Here is a 20,499-nt window from a genome sequence, read left to right as displayed (position 1 = left end):
TTACGCTTTCGTTGCAGCGCCTGATTACAGCGGCGTGCCGATCAGTACGTTGGACGGCGAGAACTGCACCTGCACCGGTTGCTCGACACTCAGCCCGCGGGTGCGAAGCTGCAGCGGCTCCGCCAGAGCGCAGAGCGTCTGGCCGTTGGGCAGGGCGATGCGCACTTCGCTGGGGCCGTCCTCGGCATCGAGAATGGCTTCGATAGTGCCTTGCAGAAGATTGTGTCCAGATGTTGCAACTTGCTCCGGGGCCAGCAGTTCAAGCCAGCCAGCCTTGATCAGTGCCACCACTTCGGTACCCGGATGCAGTTCCAGGTGCACGGCGCTGTCGTGGGTGATCTGCGCGTTGATCCACAGGCCTTCGGCCAGTTCGAGGCGGATCAGGTCATTGCGGCCCTGACCTTCGATGGCCACGACTTTGCCGTGCAGCTGGTTGCGCGCGCTGGTTCTGAGCATCAATCGCCCGAGCAGATCCAGATCGCTGGCGTCCTCAGCGGCCTCCAGCACTTGTGCCTGCAAGGCCTGCAGTTTTTGATAAAGGCGCAACACCCGTTCGCCTTCGCTGGACAACCTGGCGCCGCCGCCGCCCTTGCCGCCGACCGCGCGCTCCACCAGCGGTTTCTGCGCCAGGTTATTCAGCTCATCGATCGCATCCCACGCCGCTTTGTAACTGAGCCCGGCGCTTTTCGCGGCGCGGGTGATCGAGCCCTGTTCGGCAATGTGTTGCAGCAGGGCGATGCGCTGCGGACGGCGGACGATGTGCTGGGACAACAGGGTGGGCAGGGACATTGGTGGGGGCTTTTTCACAGTGGCGGTGGAGAGTGAAGTTGGCGGCTTGCGACGCATCAGTCAAGCCAAACACAGTGCCCTTGTAGGAGTGAGCCTGCTCGCGATGGCGGTGGAACAGTCAGCATCAATGTTGGCAGTGATTGCGCTATCGCGAGCAGGCTCACTCCTACAAGGGATTGTGTCGGTTTCAGCTTCCGGGTTTTGGCGTGCGCGCCAGGCAATACACGTCAACTCTCGACGCCCCTGCATCCCGCAGCAGTCGCGCCAGTGCCTGGGCCGTGGCGCCGGTGGTCAGCACGTCATCGATCAATGCGAAGTGCCGACCTTTCACCTTTGCGTCAGGGGTCAGGGCGAAGGCGTGACGCAAATTGCGCTTGCGCGCCTTGGCGTCGAGGTCCTGTTGGGCGCTGGTGTCGTGGATCCGCCGTAGAGCATGTTCCTCAAAAGGCAGATCCAGCTGTTGGCTTAACCATCGCCCCAGCATTGCCGCTTGATTGAACCCGCGTTGACGCAGACGTCTCCCCGCCAACGGCACCGGCAACAACACATCGGGCCGCGGCAAACCTTCATCGAAGCGATGTTGCAGGTATTGTCCGGCAACGTCGGCGAGCAGGTGACCAAACGGCCATTTCGCGTTGTGTTTAAAACGCGTAATCAAACTGTCCACCGGGAAGTCATAGCGCCATGGCACCACCACCTGTTCGAACGCCGGCGGCTCTAGCAGGCACCCGCCGCAGGTCAGGCCAGCGCTGGGCAGCGGCAAGGCGCAGGTCTGGCAATGGTCGCCGAGCCAGGGCAGATCGGTTTCGCAGGCGACGCAGATTGGCACTTCTGCTTCTGCGGGTTCATCGCACAACAAACAGATTTGTACGTTTTTTAAACAGATGTAAACCTGTGCTTCGTCTCGTGGTTGACAGCGCATGACTCTTCCTTAAATATGCCGAACATCCGTGTCGCGCCTGTGGGTATTCCGTTCCCGCAGCCGCCAGCCAAGCATAACCAAGGAACTGCCCATGAGCGCCAGCACCTCTGCCACCCTGCGTCACGACTGGTCTTTAGCCGAAGTCAAAGCGCTCTTCGTACAGCCATTCAACGACTTGCTGTTCCAGGCGCAGACGGTGCACCGTGCCCATTTCAACGCCAACCGGGTGCAGGTTTCCACGCTGCTGTCGATCAAGACCGGCGCCTGCCCGGAAGACTGCAAGTACTGCCCGCAGTCCGGTCACTACAACACCGGCCTGGAAAAAGAAAAGCTGATGGAAGTGCAGAAAGTCCTCGAAGAGGCTGCCCGCGCCAAGGCCATCGGCTCGACCCGTTTCTGCATGGGGGCCGCGTGGAAGCACCCGTCGGCCAAAGACATGCCGTATGTGCTGAAGATGGTCGAAGGCGTGAAAGCCATGGGCCTGGAAACCTGCATGACCCTCGGTCGTCTCGATCAGGAACAGACCGAAGCGCTGGCCAAGGCTGGCCTCGATTACTACAACCACAACCTCGACACCTCGCCGGAGTTCTACGGCAGCATCATCACCACCCGCACCTACAGCGAACGCTTGCAGACGCTGGCCTACGTGCGTGAGTCGGGAATGAAGATCTGCTCCGGCGGCATTCTTGGCATGGGCGAGTCGCTGGACGACCGCGCCAACCTGTTGATCCAGTTGGCCAACCTGCCGGAGCATCCGGAGTCGGTGCCGATCAACATGCTGGTGAAAGTCGCCGGCACGCCGCTGGAAAACGCCGAAGACATCGACCCGTTCGACTTCATCCGCATGCTCGCTGTCGCGCGCATCCTCATGCCGCAATCCCACGTACGCCTGTCCGCCGGCCGCGAAGCGATGAACGAGCAGATGCAGGCGTTGGCGTTCTTCGCCGGTGCCAACTCGATTTTCTACGGCGACAAACTGCTGACCACCGCCAACCCGCAGGCCGACAAGGACATGCAACTGTTCGCGCGTCTGGGCATTCAACCGGAAGCGCGCGAAGAGCATGCCGATGAAGTGCATCAGGCCGCGATCGAGCAGGCGCTGGTGGAGCAGAAGAGCAGCGAGCAGTTCTATAACGCGGCGGTCTAAACCTGCGCGGATTTCTCTGAAGGAATGCAAAACCCCTGTGGGAGCGGGCTTGCTCGCGAAAGCGTCAGTGCAGTCGACATTAACGTTGAATGTCAGACCGCCTTCGCGAGCAAGCCCGCTCCCACAGGGAATCTGTGTCACTTGAAAGTCGAGGCCTGCATGTCTTTCGATCTCGCCGCACGCCTTGCTGCCCGCCGTGCCGAAAATCTCTACCGCCAGCGTCCGTTGCTCGAGTCCCCGCAAGGGCCTGAAGTGGTGGTCGACGGCCAGCCGTTGCTGGCGTTCTGTAACAACGACTACCTCGGACTGGCCAATCACCCGCAGGTGATCGAAGCCTGGCGCGCCGGTGCCGAGCGCTGGGGCGTCGGTGGCGGAGCGTCGCATCTGGTGATCGGCCACAGCGGCCCGCATCACGCACTGGAAGAAGCCCTCGCCGATCTCACCGGCCGGCCGCGTGCGTTGCTGTTCACCACCGGCTACATGGCCAATCTCGGCGCGGTCACGGCGCTGGTCGGGCAGGGCGATACGGTGCTGGAAGATCGCCTCAATCACGCCTCGTTGCTGGATGCCGGTCTGTTGTCCGGCGCGCGTTTCAATCGTTATCTGCACAACGACGCCGACAGCCTGGCCAAGCGCCTGGAGAAAGCCACCGGCAACACGCTGGTGGTCACCGACGGCGTGTTCAGCATGGACGGCGATCTCGCCGATCTGCCGGCGCTGGCCCGCGAGGCCAAGGCCAAGGGCGCGTGGCTGATGGTTGATGATGCCCATGGCTTCGGCCCGCTCGGTGCCAATGGCGGCGGGATCGTCGAGCATTTCGGTTTGAGTCAGGACGATGTGCCGGTGTTGGTTGGCACCCTCGGCAAGGCGTTCGGTACGGCGGGTGCTTTCGTCGCCGGCAGTGAAGAGCTGATCGAAAGCCTGATCCAGTTCGCCCGGCCCTACATCTACACCACCAGCCAGCCACCGGCGCTGGCCTGTGCGACGCTGAAAAGTCTGGAATTACTGCGCAGCGAGCATTGGCGGCGTGAGCACCTTAACCTGCTGATCCGCCAATTTCGTCGAGGGGCCGAGCAGATCGGTCTGCAGCTGATGGACAGCTTCACCCCGATCCAGCCGATCCTGATCGGCGATGCCGGTCGAGCCGTGCGCCTGTCGCAGATGCTGCGCGAACGCGGCTTGATGGTCACGGCAATCCGTCCGCCTACCGTCCCGGCAGGAAGTGCACGCCTGCGCGTGACCCTGACCGCCGCTCACAGCGAGGCGCAGGTGCAGCTATTGTTAGAAGGACTGGCCGATTGCTTTGCCCAACTGCCGCCGGAGCCAAGCCATGCGTGATCGCCTGATTCTGCTGCCCGGCTGGGGCCTCGGCGTTTCGCCGCTGGAGCCCTTGGCCGCGGCATTGCAAGGGCTCGACGAGCATCTGCATGTCGAGATCGAGCCGTTGCCGGAGCTGGACTCCAGCGACTTGCAGGACTGGCTCGACGAACTCGATGAACGTATTCCTCAAGACGTGTGGCTGGGCGGTTGGTCGCTGGGCGGCATGCTTGCCTCTGAATTGGCAGCACGGCGCGGCGAGCGTTGCTGCGGTCTGCTGACGCTGGCGAGCAATCCTTCATTTGTCGCCCATGAGCATTGGCCGAGTGCGATGCCGGGCGAGACGTTCGATGCATTTCTCGCCAGTTGCCAGACCGACCCGCGGATGACCCTCAAACGGTTCTCGTTGTTGTGTGCCCAGGGCGCGCAAGACCCGCGCGGCATGTCGCGGCTGATGCTCGGCGGTGCGCCGAATGCGGCGGCCGAGATCTTGATGGCCGGGCTGGAATTGCTCGCACAGCTGGATACCCGGGAAGCGTTGCAGGCGTTTCGCGGCCCACAGTTGCACTTGTTCGCCGGTCAGGACGGCCTGGTGCCGGCAGAAGCGGCGGGGGCGTTGTTTGCGCTGTTGCCGGATATCGAAATTGGTCTGATCGAACAGGCCAGTCATGCGTTTCTTCTGGAAGACCCCCATGGCGTGGCGGGTGCGATCCAGGCTTTTCTACACGAGTGCGGTGATGACTGATTTGTCTCTTGTTGCGCTGCCCGGCGGCTTGCCTGACAAGCGCCAGGTCGCGGCCTCTTTCTCCCGTGCGGCGGCCAGCTACGACAGCGTTGCCGAGTTGCAGCGCGACGTCGGTTCACAGTTGCTGCAGCGTTTGCCGGCAAGTTTACTGCCGTCAACCTGGCTGGATCTGGGCTGCGGCACCGGTTACTTCACTCGTGCACTGGCCGAGCGATTTGTCGACGGTCAGGGTCTGGCACTGGATATCGCCGAGGGCATGCTCAACCACGCACGGCCATTGGGCGGTGCGCAGCATTTCATCGCGGGTGATGCTGAGTGTCTGCCGTTGCAGGATTCGATGTGTGAGCTGATTTTTTCCAGCCTCGCGGTGCAGTGGTGCGCGGACTTCGAATCGGTGCTCAGTGAGGCTTTTCGCGTACTGAAACCCGGTGGGATTTTTGCGTTTGCTAGTCTTTGTGTAGGGACGTTGTACGAGTTGCGCGACAGTTGGCGGCAGGTCGATGGTCTGGTGCACGTCAACCGCTTCCGCGAATTCGCCCGGTATGAGCAGTTGTGTGCCGCCAGTGGCTTGCGTACGGTGAGTCTGCAGAATCAGGCGCATGTGTTGCACTACCCGGATGTGCGCAGCCTGACTCACGAACTCAAGGCACTCGGCGCGCATAATCTGAACCCTGGCCGGCCGGGTGGCTTGACCGGGCGCGCGCGGATTCTCGGCTTGATCGAGGCTTACGAGCAGTTCCGTGAGGCGCAGGGATTGCCGGCGACTTACCAGGTGGTCTACGCCGTGTTGGAGAAACCCTTATGAGCGCAGCCTATTTCATCACCGGGACTGACACCGATGTCGGCAAGACCACCGTGGCTGCCGGGTTGCTGCATGCTGCGCGCTCGGCAGGGCTGAGTACGGCGGCGGGGAAACCGGTGGCTTCGGGTTGCGAGGTAACGCCCAAGGGTTTGCGGAATGCCGATGCGCTGGCGCTGCTGGCGGAATGTTCGGTGCCGTTGACTTATCAACAGGTCAATCCGGTGGCATTCGAGCCGGCCATCGCGCCGCATCTGGCCGCGCGTGAGGCCGGTGTCGCGCTGACCGTGCAATCGCTGCTGGCGCCGATGCGCGAAATCCTGGCGCTGAATGCCGATTTCACGTTGATCGAAGGGGCGGGTGGCTGGCGGGTGCCGTTGGCCGATCAGGACAATCTGTCGGATCTGGCCATCGCGTTGAAGCTGCCGGTGATTCTGGTGGTGGGTGTGCGCCTGGGCTGCATCAGCCATGCGTTGCTGACGGCCGAGGCAATTGCTCGCGATGGCCTGCAACTGGCGGGTTGGGTGGCGAATATCATTGATCCGAAAACCTCGCGGCTGGAGGAGAATCTGGCGACGCTGGCCGAGCGGATTCCCGCGCCTTGTCTGGGGCGGGTACCGAAACTGAAGTCGCTTAGCGCCGAGGCGGTGGCTGATCATCTGCAACTCGATCTGCTGGATTAATGTTTTTGGCTATGACAAGGCACTGTGCTATCAGTATTTTTGACGGGTGTTTTTCTGGCGCCTCTGCTTCAATGGCAGTCATTGATCCTTCCCAAGGATGAGAACTCCCATGGAAATCTCCGGTAACACAGCTTTTTATGCGGGTTTGAGCACGATTCAGACCGGTCAGAACCGTGTCGATCAGGCGGCCAGCCAGATCGCCAACAACACCATCGAGCGTTCGGTCACCAGCCAGTCTTCCGAGGCGCAGGTCGATCATCTGCGCGGTATCGACCGCAGTCAGCAAATGGATCCGGGCAGCGCCATGGCCGAAATGGCCCAGGGCAAGTTTCAGGTAGAGCTGGGCACCAAGGTCGCCAAGGCTTCCGATGAAATGCTCGGTACGATCATCGATACGTTTGCCTGAATTTTCGCGCCTCCTGCCTGCTGAACGCCGCGCCTCGTCGCGGCGTTTTTCGTTGTAAGTCCTTCTCCCTCAACTAATCTTTTTTCATTGCCCGTGGCGCTTTGCAGTCCATGGCGGTTTGCCGTGTCCGGCATTTGAAAAAAGTCATGACGAACGGCAAAAGATCGACGCTTGACAAGATTTCGGCGTAAACGTATGTTTCAAACAACTGTTTGACCGTCACAACAAATCAACGCGGTCGTTCATTCCCGGTTACATCAGCAGAGGTTTATCGCTATGCCTGACTACAAGGCCCCCTTGCGTGATATTCGCTTCGTTCGTGACGAACTGCTCGGCTACGAAGCGCACTATCAGAGCCTTCCAGCTTGCTCCGAAGCAACGCCGGACATGGTTGACGCCATTCTTGAAGAAGGCGCCAAGTTTTGTGAGCAGGTACTGGCACCGCTGAACCGCGTGGGCGACCTCGAAGGCTGCACCTGGAGCGAGTCCGGTGTGAAAACCCCGACTGGCTTTAAAGAGGCCTACAAGCAATTCGTCGAAGGCGGCTGGCCAAGTCTGGCGCACGACGTCGAGCACGGCGGTCAAGGCCTTCCAGAGTCGCTGGGTCTGGCCGTAAGCGAAATGGTCGGTGAAGCCAACTGGTCGTGGGGCATGTACCCAGGCCTGTCCCACGGCGCGATGAACACCATCTCCGAGCACGGCACCCCTGAGCAGCAAGAAGCCTATTTGACCAAACTGGTTTCCGGCGAGTGGACCGGCACCATGTGCCTGACCGAACCGCACTGCGGCACCGACCTGGGCATGCTGCGCACCAAGGCCGAGCCTCAGGCCGATGGTTCCTACAAGGTTTCCGGGACCAAGATCTTCATCTCGGCCGGTGAACACGACATGGCCGACAACATCGTCCACATCGTACTGGCCCGCCTGCCGGACGCTCCGGCTGGCACCAAAGGCATTTCCCTGTTCATCGTTCCAAAATTCCTGCCGAACGCCGATGGCACCCTCGGTGCGCGCAACGCAGTGAGCTGCGGTTCGCTGGAACACAAGATGGGCATCCACGGCAACGCCACCTGCGTGATGAACTTCGACGGTGCCACCGGTTTCCTGATCGGCCCGGCGAACAAAGGCCTGAACTGCATGTTCACTTTCATGAACACCGCACGTCTGGGTACCGCGCTGCAAGGTCTGGCCCACGCCGAAATCGGCTTCCAGGGTGGCCTGAAATACGCTCGCGATCGTCTGCAAATGCGCTCCCTGACTGGCCCGAAAGCGCCGGACAAGGCCGCTGACCCGATCATCGTGCACCCTGACGTACGTCGCATGCTGTTGACCATGAAGGCCTTCGCCGAAGGCAATCGCGCGATGGTGTACTACTTCACTGCCAAGCAGGTCGACATCGTCAAATACGGCGTCGACGAAGAAGAGAAGAAGAAAGCCGACGCACTGCTGGCGTTCATGACGCCGATCGCCAAGGCGTTCATGACCGAAGTCGGTTTCGAAGCCGCCAACCACGGCGTGCAGATCTACGGTGGCCACGGCTTCATCGCCGAGTGGGGCATGGAGCAGAACGTTCGCGACAGCCGCATTTCGATGCTGTACGAAGGCACCACCGGTATCCAGGCACTCGACCTGCTGGGCCGTAAAGTGCTGATGACTCAAGGCGAGGCCCTGAAAGGCTTCACCAAGATCGTCCACAAGTTCTGCCAGAACAACGAAGGCAACGAAGCCGTCAAAGAGTTCGTCGCACCGCTGGCTGCACTGAACAAGGAATGGGGCGAGCTGACCATGAAGGTCGGTATGGCTGCCATGAAAGATCGCGAAGAAGTCGGCGCGGCCTCCGTGGACTACCTGATGTATTCCGGTTACGCCTGCCTGGCCTACTTCTGGGCCGACATGGCACGTCTGGCCGCCGAGAAGCTGGCAGAAGGCACCGGCGACGCTGCGTTCTACACCGCCAAGCTGCAAACCGCGCGCTTCTACTTCCAGCGCATCCTGCCACGTACCCGTACCCACGTGGCCACCATGCTGTCGGGCGCCAACAACCTGATGGACATGAAAGAAGAAGACTTCGCACTGGGCTACTAAGCCTCAACGCGGTCTGACGAAAACCGTTGCTCCCTCGGGGGGCAGCGGTTTTTTTGTTGCTGAATCGCTCAGCAACCCGGGTTTTCTGCCGTTAAAGAGACTGCGTGTGATCTGGATCACATTGTGTGTGCTTAACTGGCCACATTGCAGGCACAATGCCATCTCTTTGATATGACGGGTCGGAGCTTTACCCTTGCCGCGTTCTTCTGCTGTACGTTTCAGCCATTTCCTACCTTCACTGCTGTTGTTGCTCGCGGGGTTGGCGGCTGCGTACGTCAAAGACCTCAACGTATTCTTCACTTCGCTGTTCAACGTGTTGCCGACCCTGGTGCTGCTGTTGGGCGGCGCTTACTGTGCGGTTTACCGACGTCAGCGCGAGCTGTTTCTGATGCTCACGGTGTACATCGCCTACTTTTTGCTCGACACCCAGACCGACTATTACCGCGACAATGGCAAAGTGCGCGAAGACGCCGCCGTGGTGTTTCACCTGGTCTGTCTGCTGTTGCCGTTGCTGTTCGGGCTGTTCGCGGCGTGGCAGGAACGCACGCATCTGTTCCAGGACATGGTCGCGCGGTTCGCCGTGTTGCTGGCCTTTGGTAGCGTTGCTCTAGGCCTTGAACAGAGTTATCCGCAGGCGCTGCTGATGTGGCTCTCGGAAATCCGCTGGCCGGCGCTGCACGGCGCCTGGATGAGCCTGATCCAGATGTCCTATCCGGTATTCCTCTCGGCGTTCCTGTTGCTGGCCTGGCAATACTGGCGCAATCCGCGTCCACTGCACGCGGCGCAATTGGTCGGCCTGCTCGGGGTGTTCTGGATGCTGCCGAAAACCTTCATCCTGCCGTTCACCCTGAACATCATGTGCAGTCAGGTGATGCTGATGATTGCCGCTGCCGTGGCGCATGAGGCCTATCAAATGGCCTTCCGCGATGAACTCACCGGTCTGCCGGGGCGTCGTGCGCTCAATGAACGGATGCAGCGCCTGGGGCGCAACTATGTGCTGGCGATGAGCGACGTCGATCACTTCAAGAAATTCAACGACACCCACGGTCACGACGTCGGTGACCAAGTGCTACGGCTGGTCGCCAGCAAGCTGTCGAAAATCAGCGGTGGCGGTAGGGCATATCGCTATGGTGGTGAGGAATTCGCCTTGGTGTTTGCGGGCAAAACCCTCGAGGAGTGCATGCCGCACCTGGAGGTGATTCGCGAGTCGATTGCCTCCTACAACATCCAGTTGCGCAACCAGGAGAGCCGTCCGCAGGACGATCAGCAAGGGCGCCAGCGTCGTAGCGGCAGCGGTGCTTCCAGTGTGTCGGTCACGGTCAGTATCGGTGTCGCCGAGCGTGTCGAGCAACGGACGCCGGAAGAAGTCCTCAAGTCCGCCGACCAGGCGTTATACAGCGCCAAGGGCGCCGGGCGTAACTGCGTCATGGCGTTCGGACAGAATCGTCGCGGCGCGGTGCGCATGGACAGCGCCGCTAGCTGACTCAAGCCACGCGTCATCACTCAAAAGCCCGCTGATTGCGGGCTTTGTTTTATCTCTGAATGCCAGTGACCAAAATTAACAAATCAGTCACCGGTTGACCCTATGTGTCGCAAAAGTTGTTGAGGTACACTCGGCCTCAACGAAAACACTCTTCCACGAATCACCTGTTTAGATCTTGCGAGGTTTGCCATGGCTGACTACAAAGCGCCGCTGCGCGATATGCGCTTCGTCCTCAATGAAGTATTCGAAGTCGCCAAACTCTGGGCCGAACTGCCGGCCTTGGCCGAGACTGTCGATGCAGAAACCGTAGAAGCCATTCTCGAAGAAGCCGGCAAGGTCACCAGCAAAAGCATCGCGCCACTGAGCCGTGCGGCCGACGAAGAAGGCTGCCACTGGAAGGACGGTGCCGTCAGCACCCCGGCCGGTTTCCCACAGGCCTATCAGACTTACGCTGAAGGCGGCTGGGTCGGTGTCGGTGGCGATCCGGCCTACGGCGGCATGGGCATGCCCAAGGCCGTTTCGGCTCAAGTAGAAGAGATGGTCAACTCCGCCAGCCTGTCGTTCGGCCTGTACCCGATGCTGACCGCCGGCGCCTGCCTGTCGATCAACGCCCACGCCAGCGAAGAGCTGAAGGCCGCTTACCTGCCGAACATGTACGCCGGGATCTGGGCCGGTTCCATGTGCCTGACCGAGCCGCACGCCGGCACCGACCTGGGCATCATCCGCACCAAGGCCGAACCGCAGGCCGACGGTTCCTACAAGGTCAGCGGCACCAAGATCTTCATCACCGGCGGTGAGCACGACCTGACCGAGAACATCATCCACCTGGTGCTGGCGAAACTGCCGGACGCACCTGCTGGCCCGAAAGGCATTTCGCTGTTCCTGGTGCCGAAGTTTATGGTCAATGCCGATGGCAGCTTGGGCGCGCGCAACCCGGCGAACTGCGGTTCGATCGAACACAAGATGGGCATCCAGGCATCCGCGACCTGCGTGATGAACTTCGACGAAGCTGTGGGCTATCTGGTCGGCGAGCCGAACAAGGGCCTGGCGGCGATGTTCACCATGATGAACTACGAGCGTCTGGGCGTCGGTATTCAAGGTCTGGCCAGCGGTGAGCGTTCCTATCAGAACGCCGTCGAATATGCGCGCGATCGTCTGCAGAGCCGTTCGCCGACCGGCGCGCAGAACAAGGACAAGGTTGCCGACCCGATCATCGTTCACCCGGACGTGCGTCGCATGCTGCTGACCATGAAAGCCTCGAACGAGGGCGGTCGCGCCTTCTCCACGTACGTGGCGATGCAACTCGACACCGCCAAGTTCAGCGAAGACTCGACCACTCGCAAGCGCGCAGAAGACCTGGTCGCACTGTTGACTCCGGTGGCCAAGGCATTCCTCACCGACCTGGGCCTGGAAACCACCGTGCACGGCCAGCAGATTTTCGGCGGCCACGGCTACATCCGCGAGTGGGGCCAGGAGCAACTGGTGCGTGACGTGCGCATCACCCAGATCTACGAAGGTACCAACGGCATTCAGGCACTGGACCTGGTCGGGCGCAAGATCGTCGGCAGCGGCGGCGCGTTCTACAAGCTGTTCGCTGACGAGATCCGCCACTTCACCGCGACCGCCAGCGCTGACCTCGGCGAATTCACCAAGCCGCTGAACGATGCCGTCAGTACCCTCGACGAGCTGACGGCGTGGCTGCTGGATCGGGCGAAAACCAATCCGAACGAAATCGGCGCGGCCTCGGTCGAATATCTGCAAGCGTTTGGCTACACCGCTTATGCCTACATGTGGGCACTGATGGCGAAAGCCGCGCTAGGCAAAGAAGCCCAGGAGGATTTCTACGCCAGCAAGCTGGGTACCGCACGCTTCTATTTCGCCCGTCTGCTGCCGCGTATCCACTCGCTGAGCGCGTCGGTGAAGGCGGGTAGCGAGTCGCTGTTCCTGCTGAATGCTGAGCAGTTCTGATGATGTAACGTCATGTAAGCATTCTCTTACATGACGTGCTGCTGTTCTCCCATAGGCGAAGATTGGATCCACAGCTAATCTACAACTCATGGACGTCGCGCAGGAAGCGCAAAGCAACAACACGGACACGTAGGATTCTGCCAGGGTGGCGGAGTGAAATGGATGTCAGGGAAACAGTCTGCAAAGCCCCGCTTCGGCGGGGTTTTCTTTTGCCTGAAGAAAAGTATCAGGCCAGCGGATCCAGTGGCGGCGCGGCTTTCAGCGGTTTGTCTTCACGCTGAATCACTTCTTCCAGCAATGTGCGCAGTAACGCCAAAGACGCCTGCTGGCGTTGCACATCGCGGCACACCAGCCCAACCTTCAGCGGCACCCGTGGTTCGCTCAACGGCTTCCACAACAGATCCTCATCGTCGTATTCCTTCTGTGAACGCCCGGGCAGCACCGTCGCCAGTTTGGTGTGCGGCAGACTGTCGAGAATCCCCAGCATATTGTTCAGCTCGGCCTGTACTTGCGGGCGCCTACCCAGGCTGGTCAACTGAGCCTGCCAGATCTGCCGGATCTGAAACTCTTCGCCCAGCAGCAACATCGGCAATTCCGCTGCCTGCCGCATCGAGACCTTCTTGAATTCACGTAGTGGATGATCCGCCGGGATGACCAGCGTCAGTTCGTCCTCGTACAGCATCACGCCATGCAGCCCCGGTTGGCGCGGCGGCAGGTAGCTGATGCCGATGTCCAGTGAGCCGTTGAGCAAACGGCGCTCGATCTCCAGCCCCGTCAGTTCATAGATCTGCACCACAAGATGCGGCTGCGCCTTGCGCACCCGTTCGAGCATTTGCGGCACAAGGCTGGTGTGCACGGTTTGCAGTACGCCGATCGCCAGCGTGCGCAAGGCCTGCCCCTTGAAGTTGCCCAGCGCTTCCCGCGCCCGCTGCAAACCGTCGAGCAGCGGCACGGCGTGGTTGTACAGCGTGTGCGCGGCAAGGGTCGGCAACAGGCGTTTGCTGCTGCGTTCGAACAGCGTGACGTCGAGGTTCTGTTCGAGCTGGCGAATCTGCTGCGACAGCGCCGGTTGCGAAATCGACAGGCGTTCGGCGGCCCGACCGACATGGCCCTCTTCGTAGACCGCGACGAAATAACGCAGTTGTTTGAAATCCATAAGTAATACTTATCGAAAATGCTGGTAAATCGAAATGGCCCGAAGCCGTCAGTGAGCCTAGTCTAACCGCAATCACAAGGCTTACAGGGCCAGAGAGCGCGATGAATAGCGTTTGCTTCGACAATGTTTGCATAGGCGGTTCAAAAAACCTCAAGCGAGGTTTTTTGCAATGAATCTGTTCAGTCTGCGGCGTCAGGCGCCGAGTCTCGATGACCTCGCTTTCGAGGCCGGTCCACCCCAGGCAGGCGATAGCCTGAATGCCGAGCGACTGATGCCCAGCGTCGAGCGACCGGCGCAGGTCTTCGTGCGTGGCCAGGGATCCTGGTTGTGGGACAGCAACGACCGCGCTTATCTCGACTTCTCCCAGGCCGGCGGCGCCAACAGCCTCGGCCACAGCCCTTCGGCGCTGGTCAAAGCCATCGCCAGTCAGGCCCAGGCGCTGATCAATCCCGGTTTCAATCTGCACAACCGCGGCATGCTCAGCCTTGCCGAACGCCTGTGCGCCAGCACCTCCAGCGATCAGGCTTACCTGCTCAACAGCGGCAGCGAGGCCTGTGAGGCAGCGATCAAACTGGCGCGCAAATGGGGCCAACTGCATCGTGGCGGCGCCTCGCGGATCATTGTTGCGAAGCAGGGGTGCCATGGCCGCAGCCTGGCAACGATTTCCGCGTCGGACAGTTGCAACCTGCACAACCGCTTCGCACCGTTGCTGCCGGGTTTCGATCTGGTGCCGTTCAACGATTTGCCGGCGCTGCATGCGGCTGTCGATGCGCAAACCGTGGCGATCATGCTCGAACCGATCCAGAGCGATGCCGGGGTGATTCCGGCCACCGAGCATTACCTCAAAGGCGTCGAGCGTCTGTGCCGAGAATTGGGCATTTTGCTGATCCTCGACGAAGTGCAGACCGGCATCGGGCGCTGCGGCACATTGCTCGCTGAACAGTTCTACGGCGTGCGCGCCGATATCGTTGTGCTCGGCAAAGGCCTCGGCGGCGGTGTTCCTCTGGCGGCGTTATTGGCCCGTGGCAAGGCCTGCTGTTTTGACGCCGGTGAACTGGGCGGCACTCATCACGGCAACGCGCTGATGACAGCGGCCGGTCTGGTGGTGCTTGATAGCGTGCAGGATCGGGTATTTCTCGAGCAGGTCAAAGACCTCGGCCAGCACCTGCGCGAAGGTCTAGCTCGATTGGCACACCGCTACGGGCATGGCGAACTGCGTGGTCAAGGTCTGTTCTGGGGATTGAGCCTGTCAGAGGATTCCGCTGATGCCGTAGTCAATGCCGCCTTGCACGAAGGCCTGCTGCTCAACGCGCCGCAAGCCAACTGCCTGCGTTTCACCCCGGCACTCAGCGTCAGCAAGGCCAACATCGACGAAATGCTCCTTCGCCTGGCCCGCGCCTTCTCGCGAGTGCGTACCGCGCAACTGCAATGCCGCAAAGGGATTGCCGTCTGAGCTGAAGTTTCCTACCCGATTTGAAGAACCGTCTCGCGGTATAACGCACGCCCCACGCCTGATTCTTTTGGCGTGGGGCGTTTTTTTGTGCCCGATGGTGGCGATCAAATGGCGTTTGCACTGAACCCTGAAGAACGGCGCAGGTCGATTAGCTTGTATGGCTCATGTGAGCCAACCCCCATTCAGGAGCTGACCCATGGACTTCATTCGTATCATCATCGCTATTCTGTTGCCGCCACTGGGTGTGTTTCTGCAGGTCGGGTTCGGCGGGGCGTTCTGGCTGAACATTCTGCTGACGCTGTGCGGTTACATTCCGGGGATCGTGCATGCGGTGTACATCATCGCCAAGCGCTGAGTTCAGCGGCACCAGATAGATAGCTTTCGCGAGCAGGCTCGCTCCCACAGGGGATTTGTGTTGTGAACACGGTCAACTGTAGGAGTGAGCCTGCTCGCGATAGGGGCACCGCTATTTTGAAATGTAAATGCGGCGCTTAGTCCGCCAACCCCATCACCCGCCGATAAAACTTCCACTCCTGCTCCAGCGCATGCGCTTGATTCACCGCGCGGCGAAAGCCATGGCGCTCCTCGGCGTAGTAATGCGCCTCGACCGGGATGCCGTTTTGCTCCAGCGCCGCGACCATGTCGCGGGTCTGTTGCGGCACCACCACCGCATCCAGTTCACCCTGGAAGAAAATCACCGGCACACGGATGTTGCTCGCATGCAGTAGCGGCGTGCGGGCGGCGTAGCGCTCGGCATCCTGTCCGGGATCGCCGATCAGCCAGTCGAGATAATCACCTTCAAACTTGTGGGTCGCCCGGGCGAGTGCCACCGGGTCGCTGACGCCATAGAGGCTGGCGCCCGCGCGGAACACCTGCTGAAACGCCAACGCGCATAACGTGGTGTAACCCCCGGCACTGCCTCCGCGAATAAAGGCGCGTGCTCCGTCGATCAGACCTTGTTCGGCCAGATATTCCACCACCGCGCAAGCATCCTCGACATCCACCTCACCCCAACTCAGATGCAACGCCTGACGGTATTCGCGGCCATAGCCGCTGCTGCCGCGATAGTTGAGATCGGCGACGGCGAAGCCGCGTTGCGTCCAGTACTGAATGCGCGGGTCGAGCATCGGATAACAGGCCGAGGTCGGGCCACCGTGGATGAATACCACCAGTGGCGGCTGGGCATCGTCGTTCATCGCCGGATAAAAGAACCCGTGAGCCTCACCGCTGCCGCTCGGGTAGCGCAAGGTCTGCGGACGGCTGATGCGCTCAGCCGGCAGAGGTGCAACACCACCGGCCAGCACTTGCACCGAGCGGGTCGTGCGATCGATGGCGATCACCGCCGAGGGGCTGATCGGCGAGGCGGCAATGCAGTAGATGAATTGCTGATCCAGCGCCAGATGCCGGAAGCGGCTGTAATTGCCGGTGAAGTCTTCACCGTTGAGCGCCAGGCGACCAAAACCACCTTCGCTCCAACTCGCCAGAAACGAATCGCCCACCGGCAACCAGGTGCTGCCACCCAATTGCCACGGGGCGGGCGCATGATCGGCCTCGGCGCAGGGCAGTCGCTGCAAACCGTCGGACGTTTCGCCCCACGGCTGCCAGAAACCGCCGCGATCAGTCAGGCACAACAAGCGTCCTTTCGCGTCGAACCGCGGTTGCTGGATCGACTCTTCAAGGTCAGCCCCCGCCACGCAACGCGGTGCGCCAAAACCACCCTCAGCCAGACGCTCGGCCACCATCAATCGCGTGGATGTCCAAGGCTGATGCGGCCGACTCCACTCGATCCAGGCCAATCGCGAACCGTCCGGGCTGATCACCGGTGCTGCATAAAAATCCGCACCTTCAGCCAGCAAATGCCGGGTGCCGTCGGCCAGATCAATAGCTACCAGCCGATGCTGGTCGCGCAGTTCCTCGACCGCCAGCACTTGGCCGAAAGCAAAATGCAGATCGCCATAACGACACTCGCCAGAAGTCAGCACCTCGGGCGCGCCATCCAGCGCCTGCCGATACAACTGCTGATCCGCCTCATTGACGAAAACCACCCCGTCCGGCGTCAGACAAAACGCGCCACCGCCATATTCGTACACCCGGCTACGCACGCTGAAGCCATCCGGCGTCAGACATTTCGCCGTGCCGTCTCGCCACTGCCAGATTCGGCACGCGGCGTCTTGCGGGCGATATTCATTCCAGAACAAACCGTGGGCGCCGAGTTGCAGCTCGGCGAAATCCATTCCGGCGGCGACGGCTTGGGCGGCGCTGAAAGGCTCAGCCCTTGGCGATGAGGCGTGAGTTTCGTTCATTACGGAAGGCCAGTTGTTCGATGGTCTGGGTGGCGGTCTCGGCTTCTTCGCGGGCCTTGAGAATCACGCCGTGATGTTCGGACTTGCTGCACACCGGGTCGGCATTGCTCGCGTCCCCCGTGAGCATGAACGCCTGACAGCGGCAGCCGCCGAAGTCCTGTTCCTTCTCGTCGCAGGAGCGGCATGGCTCGGGCATCCAGTCGTAACCGCGAAAGCGGTTGAAGCCGAACGAGTCGTACCAGATATGCTGCATGCTGTGGTCGCGCACGTTGGGAAATTGTACCGGCAGCTGTCGGGCGCCATGACAGGGCAGGGCAGTGCCGTCCGGGGTAACCGTCAGAAAGATGCTGCCCCAGCCGTTCATGCAGGCTTTCGGGCGTTCTTCGTAGTAGTCCGGGGTGACGAAAATCAGCTTGCACGGATGCCCTTCGGCTTCCAGTTTGGCGCGGTATTCGTTGGTGATGCGTTCGGCGCGCACCAGTTGCTCTTTGGTCGGCAACAGGCCGACACGGTTGAGCTGTGCCCAGCCGTAGAACTGGCAGGTGGCGAGTTCGACGAAGTCCGCTTCGAGCGCAATACACAGCTCGATGATGCGGTCGATCTTGTCGATGTTGTGCCGATGGGTGACGAAGTTCAGCACCATCGGATAGCCGTGGGCCTTCACCGCACGAGCCATTTCCAGCTTCTGCGCGAAGGCCTTTTTCGAACCGGCGAGCAGGTTGTTCACTTGCTCGTCGCTGGCCTGAAAACTGATCTGGATGTGATCGAGACCAGCCTTTTTGAAGTCGCTGATTTTCTGCTCGGTCAGGCCGATGCCGGAAGTGATCAGGTTGGTGTAGAAACCCAACTGCCGCGCTTCATGGATCAGCTCGGCGAGGTCTTGACGTACCAGCGGTTCGCCACCGGAAAAGCCCAGTTGCGCCGCGCCCATCTCCCGCGCTTCGCGGAAGACCTTGATCCACTGCTCGGTGCTCAGCTCTTTGCCCTGCTCGGCGAAATCCAGCGGATTGGAGCAGTACGGGCATTGCAGCGGGCAGCGGTAAGTCAGCTCGGCGAGCAGCCACAGCGGCAGGCCGACTTCAGGTTTAGGCGGTACTTGCACCGATGCCTCAGGCAAGTTCGATCCAGTGCTGCGCACGGGCAACCTCCATGAATTGCTCGATGTCTTCACCGAGCTCAGGCACGCCGGGGAACTGCTCGTCGAGTTTGGCGATGATCGCCGCGACATCGCGTTCACCGTCGATCAAACCGCCGATCAGCGCGGCGCTGTCGTTGAGCTTGATCATGCCCTCGGGGTAGAGCAGCACGTGACCTTTTTGCGCCGGTTCGTACTGGAAACGGTAGCCGGGACGCCAGGTCGGGATCTTGCTGCGATCAAAACTCATAGGGTGATTCCTTTGTGCCAGACCCGCTGCTCGGTGACGCTGTGATACGGCGGGCGGTTCAGTTCGTAAGCCATGCTCATGGCATCGAGCATGCTCCAAAGAATGTCCAGTTTGAACTGGAGAATTTCCAGCATGCGCTCCTGACCCTCGCGGGTCTTGTAGTGCTCGAGCGTGATCGCCAGACCGTGCTCGACATCGCGCCGCGCTTGACCCAGGCGAGTGCGGAAATATTCGTAACCGGCCGGGTCGATCCACGGGTAATGCTGCGGCCAGCTGTCGAGACGCGACTGGTGGATCTGCGGCGCGAACAGTTCGGTCAGCGAGCTGCTGGCGGCTTCCTGCCAACTGGCGCGGCGGGCGAAGTTGACGTAGGCATCGACGGCGAAACGCACGCCGGGCAGCACCAGTTCCTGGGAGCGCAGCTGATCCGGGTCGAGGCCGACCGCCTGACCGAGACGCAGCCAGGCTTCAATGCCACCGTCTTCACCGGGGGCGCCGTCGTGGTCGAGCAGGCGTTGAATCCACTCGCGACGGATCTCGCGATCCGGGCAATTAGCGAGGATCGCCGCGTCTTTCAGGGGGATGTTCACCTGATAGTAGAAGCGGTTGGCGACCCAGCCCTGAATCTGCTCGCGGGTGGCCCGGCCTTCGTACATCGCCACGTGATACGGGTGGTAGATGTGGTAGTAGGCGCCTTTGGCGCGCAGGGCGGCTTCGAATTCGCTGGGGGACAGCGGGGTGTCGGTCATTGCGGTTCTCCGGGGAACAACCGTTGGAATACTGGGTGTCTGTTCGGACGTCTTCGCGAGCAAGCTCGCTCCCACAGGGTTTGTGAACGCCACAGATCCAATGTGGGAGCGAGCTTGCTCGCGAAGAGGCCGGTCGCTACAGCACAATACTCATGCCGTCATAGGCCACTTCAACATTACGCCGCGCCAGCTCCGCGCGCTCCGGCGAATCTTCATCGAGAATCGGGTTGGTGTTGTTGATGTGGATAAGCACCTTGCGCTGCTCAGGCAATTGCTCCAGCACTTCGAGCATGCCGCCGGGGCCGTTCTGCGCCAGGTGGCCCATCTCGCGACCGGTGCGGGTGCCGACGCCACGGCGCTGCATTTCATCGTCATCCCACAGCGTTCCGTCCACCAGCAGGCAATCACTTCCGGCCATGATTTCCTGCAGCGGTGCGTCGACCTTGCCCAGCCCCGGTGCATAGAACAGTTTGCCGCCGGTGTTCATGTCTTCGACGATCAGGCCGATGTTGTCGCCCGGGTGCGGGTCGAAACGGTGCGGCGAATACGGTGGCGCGGCGCTGCGCAACGGCAGCGGGGTGAAGCGCAGGTTCGGGCAGGCAGCGACAGTGAAGCTCTGGTCGAGCTCGATGCGATTCCAGCTCAAACCGCCGTTCCAGTGGGTAAGCATCTTGAACAGCGGGAAACCGGTGCTCAAATCTTCTTGAACCATGTCCGTGCACCAGACCTGATGCGGGCAGCCTTCGCGCAGGCTGAGCAGGCCGGTGGTGTGGTCGATCTGGCTGTCCATCAGGATGATCGCGCTGATGCCGGTGTCGCGCAGTGCACGGCCCGGTTGCATCGGGGCGAAGCTCTGCAGTTGCGCGCGGATGTCCGGCGAAGCATTGCACAGCACCCAGTTCACGCCATCATCGGAAATCGCGATGGACGATTGGGTGCGGGCCTTGGCATTCAGGCTGCCGTCGCGAAAGCCTGCGCAATTGACGCAGTTGCAGTTCCACTGCGGAAATCCGCCACCGGCGGCCGAACCCAGAATCTGGACGAACATGAACGCTCCCATCTTTCAACGCTGAAAATAAAACGCCCCGGCGAGCCGAGGCGTTGCACTG

General features: G+C 61.0%; 19 protein-coding genes. 11 read left to right on the top strand and 8 right to left on the bottom strand.

The window, feature by feature from the left end; genetic code table 11:
• Positions 1 to 24 precede the first annotated feature (24 nt).
• The gene (locus E3Z29_RS28905; protein WP_134787490.1) at positions 25 to 789 is read right to left on the bottom strand and encodes a TOBE domain-containing protein; all 765 of its coding nucleotides are present in this window, start codon (positions 787 to 789) and stop codon (positions 25 to 27) included.
• Positions 790 to 976: 187 nt separating this feature from the next.
• On the bottom strand, positions 977 to 1,711 hold the full coding sequence (locus tag E3Z29_RS28900; protein ID WP_098965939.1) for a ComF family protein: 735 nt from the start codon (positions 1,709 to 1,711) through the stop codon (positions 977 to 979).
• Positions 1,712 to 1,802: 91 nt separating this feature from the next.
• On the opposite strand from E3Z29_RS28900, the gene bioB reads away from it, so the two are divergent.
• From bioB to E3Z29_RS28850, 9 genes are all read left to right on the top strand, one after another.
• Positions 1,803 to 2,858: a biotin synthase BioB gene (gene bioB, locus E3Z29_RS28895; protein ID WP_095137442.1), complete on the top strand. Its 1,056-nt coding sequence runs from the start codon at positions 1,803 to 1,805 to the stop codon at positions 2,856 to 2,858.
• 159 nt (positions 2,859 to 3,017) lie between these two features.
• Positions 3,018 to 4,196: an 8-amino-7-oxononanoate synthase gene (bioF, locus tag E3Z29_RS28885; protein WP_134787488.1), complete on the top strand. Its 1,179-nt coding sequence runs from the start codon at positions 3,018 to 3,020 to the stop codon at positions 4,194 to 4,196.
• Positions 4,189 to 4,920 carry an alpha/beta fold hydrolase gene (locus tag E3Z29_RS28880; RefSeq protein ID WP_134787487.1) on the top strand — a complete coding sequence of 244 codons (732 nt, stop codon included), beginning with the start codon at positions 4,189 to 4,191 and terminating at the stop codon, positions 4,918 to 4,920. Before bioF ends, E3Z29_RS28880 begins: the two co-directional genes overlap by 8 nt.
• A complete protein-coding gene (gene bioC, locus E3Z29_RS28875; RefSeq protein ID WP_134787486.1) occupies positions 4,913 to 5,725 on the top strand; it encodes a malonyl-ACP O-methyltransferase BioC in 813 nt (270 codons plus the stop codon). The genes E3Z29_RS28880 and bioC overlap by 8 nt, the downstream gene beginning before the upstream one ends.
• The gene (bioD, locus tag E3Z29_RS28870) at positions 5,722 to 6,402 is read left to right on the top strand and encodes a dethiobiotin synthase (RefSeq protein WP_098965936.1); all 681 of its coding nucleotides are present in this window, start codon (positions 5,722 to 5,724) and stop codon (positions 6,400 to 6,402) included. The genes bioC and bioD overlap by 4 nt, the downstream gene beginning before the upstream one ends.
• 109 nt (positions 6,403 to 6,511) lie before the next feature.
• Positions 6,512 to 6,808 carry a pyrroloquinoline quinone biosynthesis protein PqqE gene (locus E3Z29_RS28865; protein ID WP_134787485.1) on the top strand — a complete coding sequence of 99 codons (297 nt, stop codon included), beginning with the start codon at positions 6,512 to 6,514 and terminating at the stop codon, positions 6,806 to 6,808.
• Positions 6,809 to 7,084: 276 nt separating this feature from the next.
• A complete protein-coding gene (locus E3Z29_RS28860; RefSeq protein ID WP_134787484.1) occupies positions 7,085 to 8,893 on the top strand; it encodes a phenylacyl-CoA dehydrogenase in 1,809 nt (602 codons plus the stop codon).
• A 193-nt stretch (positions 8,894 to 9,086) separates the two neighbouring features.
• Positions 9,087 to 10,376: a GGDEF domain-containing protein gene (locus E3Z29_RS28855; protein ID WP_134787483.1), complete on the top strand. Its 1,290-nt coding sequence runs from the start codon at positions 9,087 to 9,089 to the stop codon at positions 10,374 to 10,376.
• A gap of 189 nt (positions 10,377 to 10,565) precedes the next feature.
• Positions 10,566 to 12,344: an acyl-CoA dehydrogenase C-terminal domain-containing protein gene (locus tag E3Z29_RS28850; protein ID WP_134787482.1), complete on the top strand. Its 1,779-nt coding sequence runs from the start codon at positions 10,566 to 10,568 to the stop codon at positions 12,342 to 12,344.
• Between the two features lie 226 nt (positions 12,345 to 12,570).
• On the opposite strand, the gene E3Z29_RS28845 is transcribed toward E3Z29_RS28850, so the two are convergent.
• Positions 12,571 to 13,500 (bottom strand): LysR family transcriptional regulator, encoded by a 930-nt coding sequence (locus tag E3Z29_RS28845; protein WP_096796669.1) that lies wholly within the window; start codon positions 13,498 to 13,500, stop codon positions 12,571 to 12,573.
• A 169-nt stretch (positions 13,501 to 13,669) separates the two neighbouring features.
• On the opposite strand from E3Z29_RS28845, the gene E3Z29_RS28840 reads away from it, so the two are divergent.
• Together E3Z29_RS28840 and E3Z29_RS28835 are read left to right on the top strand one after the other, a co-directional pair.
• Entirely contained in the window at positions 13,670 to 14,953 is a 1,284-nt protein-coding gene (locus E3Z29_RS28840) for an aspartate aminotransferase family protein (RefSeq protein ID WP_134787481.1), read from the top strand.
• 196 nt (positions 14,954 to 15,149) lie between these two features.
• Entirely contained in the window at positions 15,150 to 15,308 is a 159-nt protein-coding gene (locus E3Z29_RS28835) for a YqaE/Pmp3 family membrane protein (protein WP_003228885.1), read from the top strand.
• 136 nt (positions 15,309 to 15,444) lie between these two features.
• Here E3Z29_RS28835 and E3Z29_RS28830 read toward each other — a convergent pair whose 3' ends face one another.
• From E3Z29_RS28830 to pqqB, 5 genes are all read right to left on the bottom strand, one after another.
• The gene (locus E3Z29_RS28830) at positions 15,445 to 17,256 is read right to left on the bottom strand and encodes a S9 family peptidase (protein WP_134787480.1); all 1,812 of its coding nucleotides are present in this window, start codon (positions 17,254 to 17,256) and stop codon (positions 15,445 to 15,447) included.
• Positions 17,222 to 18,394 (bottom strand): pyrroloquinoline quinone biosynthesis protein PqqE, encoded by a 1,173-nt coding sequence (gene pqqE / locus E3Z29_RS28825; protein WP_134787479.1) that lies wholly within the window; start codon positions 18,392 to 18,394, stop codon positions 17,222 to 17,224. The genes E3Z29_RS28830 and pqqE overlap by 35 nt, the downstream gene beginning before the upstream one ends.
• Positions 18,366 to 18,641, bottom strand: a complete 276-nt coding sequence (pqqD, locus tag E3Z29_RS28820; RefSeq protein ID WP_003228880.1) for a pyrroloquinoline quinone biosynthesis peptide chaperone PqqD — start codon at positions 18,639 to 18,641, stop codon at positions 18,366 to 18,368. The genes pqqE and pqqD overlap by 29 nt, the downstream gene beginning before the upstream one ends.
• Positions 18,638 to 19,390 (bottom strand): pyrroloquinoline-quinone synthase PqqC, encoded by a 753-nt coding sequence (gene pqqC / locus E3Z29_RS28815; protein WP_096796665.1) that lies wholly within the window; start codon positions 19,388 to 19,390, stop codon positions 18,638 to 18,640. Before pqqC ends, pqqD begins: the two co-directional genes overlap by 4 nt.
• 136 nt (positions 19,391 to 19,526) lie before the next feature.
• Entirely contained in the window at positions 19,527 to 20,438 is a 912-nt protein-coding gene (gene pqqB / locus E3Z29_RS28810; RefSeq protein ID WP_134787478.1) for a pyrroloquinoline quinone biosynthesis protein PqqB, read from the bottom strand.
• Positions 20,439 to 20,499 lie beyond the last annotated feature (61 nt).

This window comes from Pseudomonas sp. S150 (assembly GCF_004526365.1).
GTDB lineage: Bacteria > Pseudomonadota > Gammaproteobacteria > Pseudomonadales > Pseudomonadaceae > Aquipseudomonas > Aquipseudomonas putida_A.
Note: the sequence above shows the minus strand (reverse complement) of the source record. Positions and strands in the feature narration are given on the sequence as shown.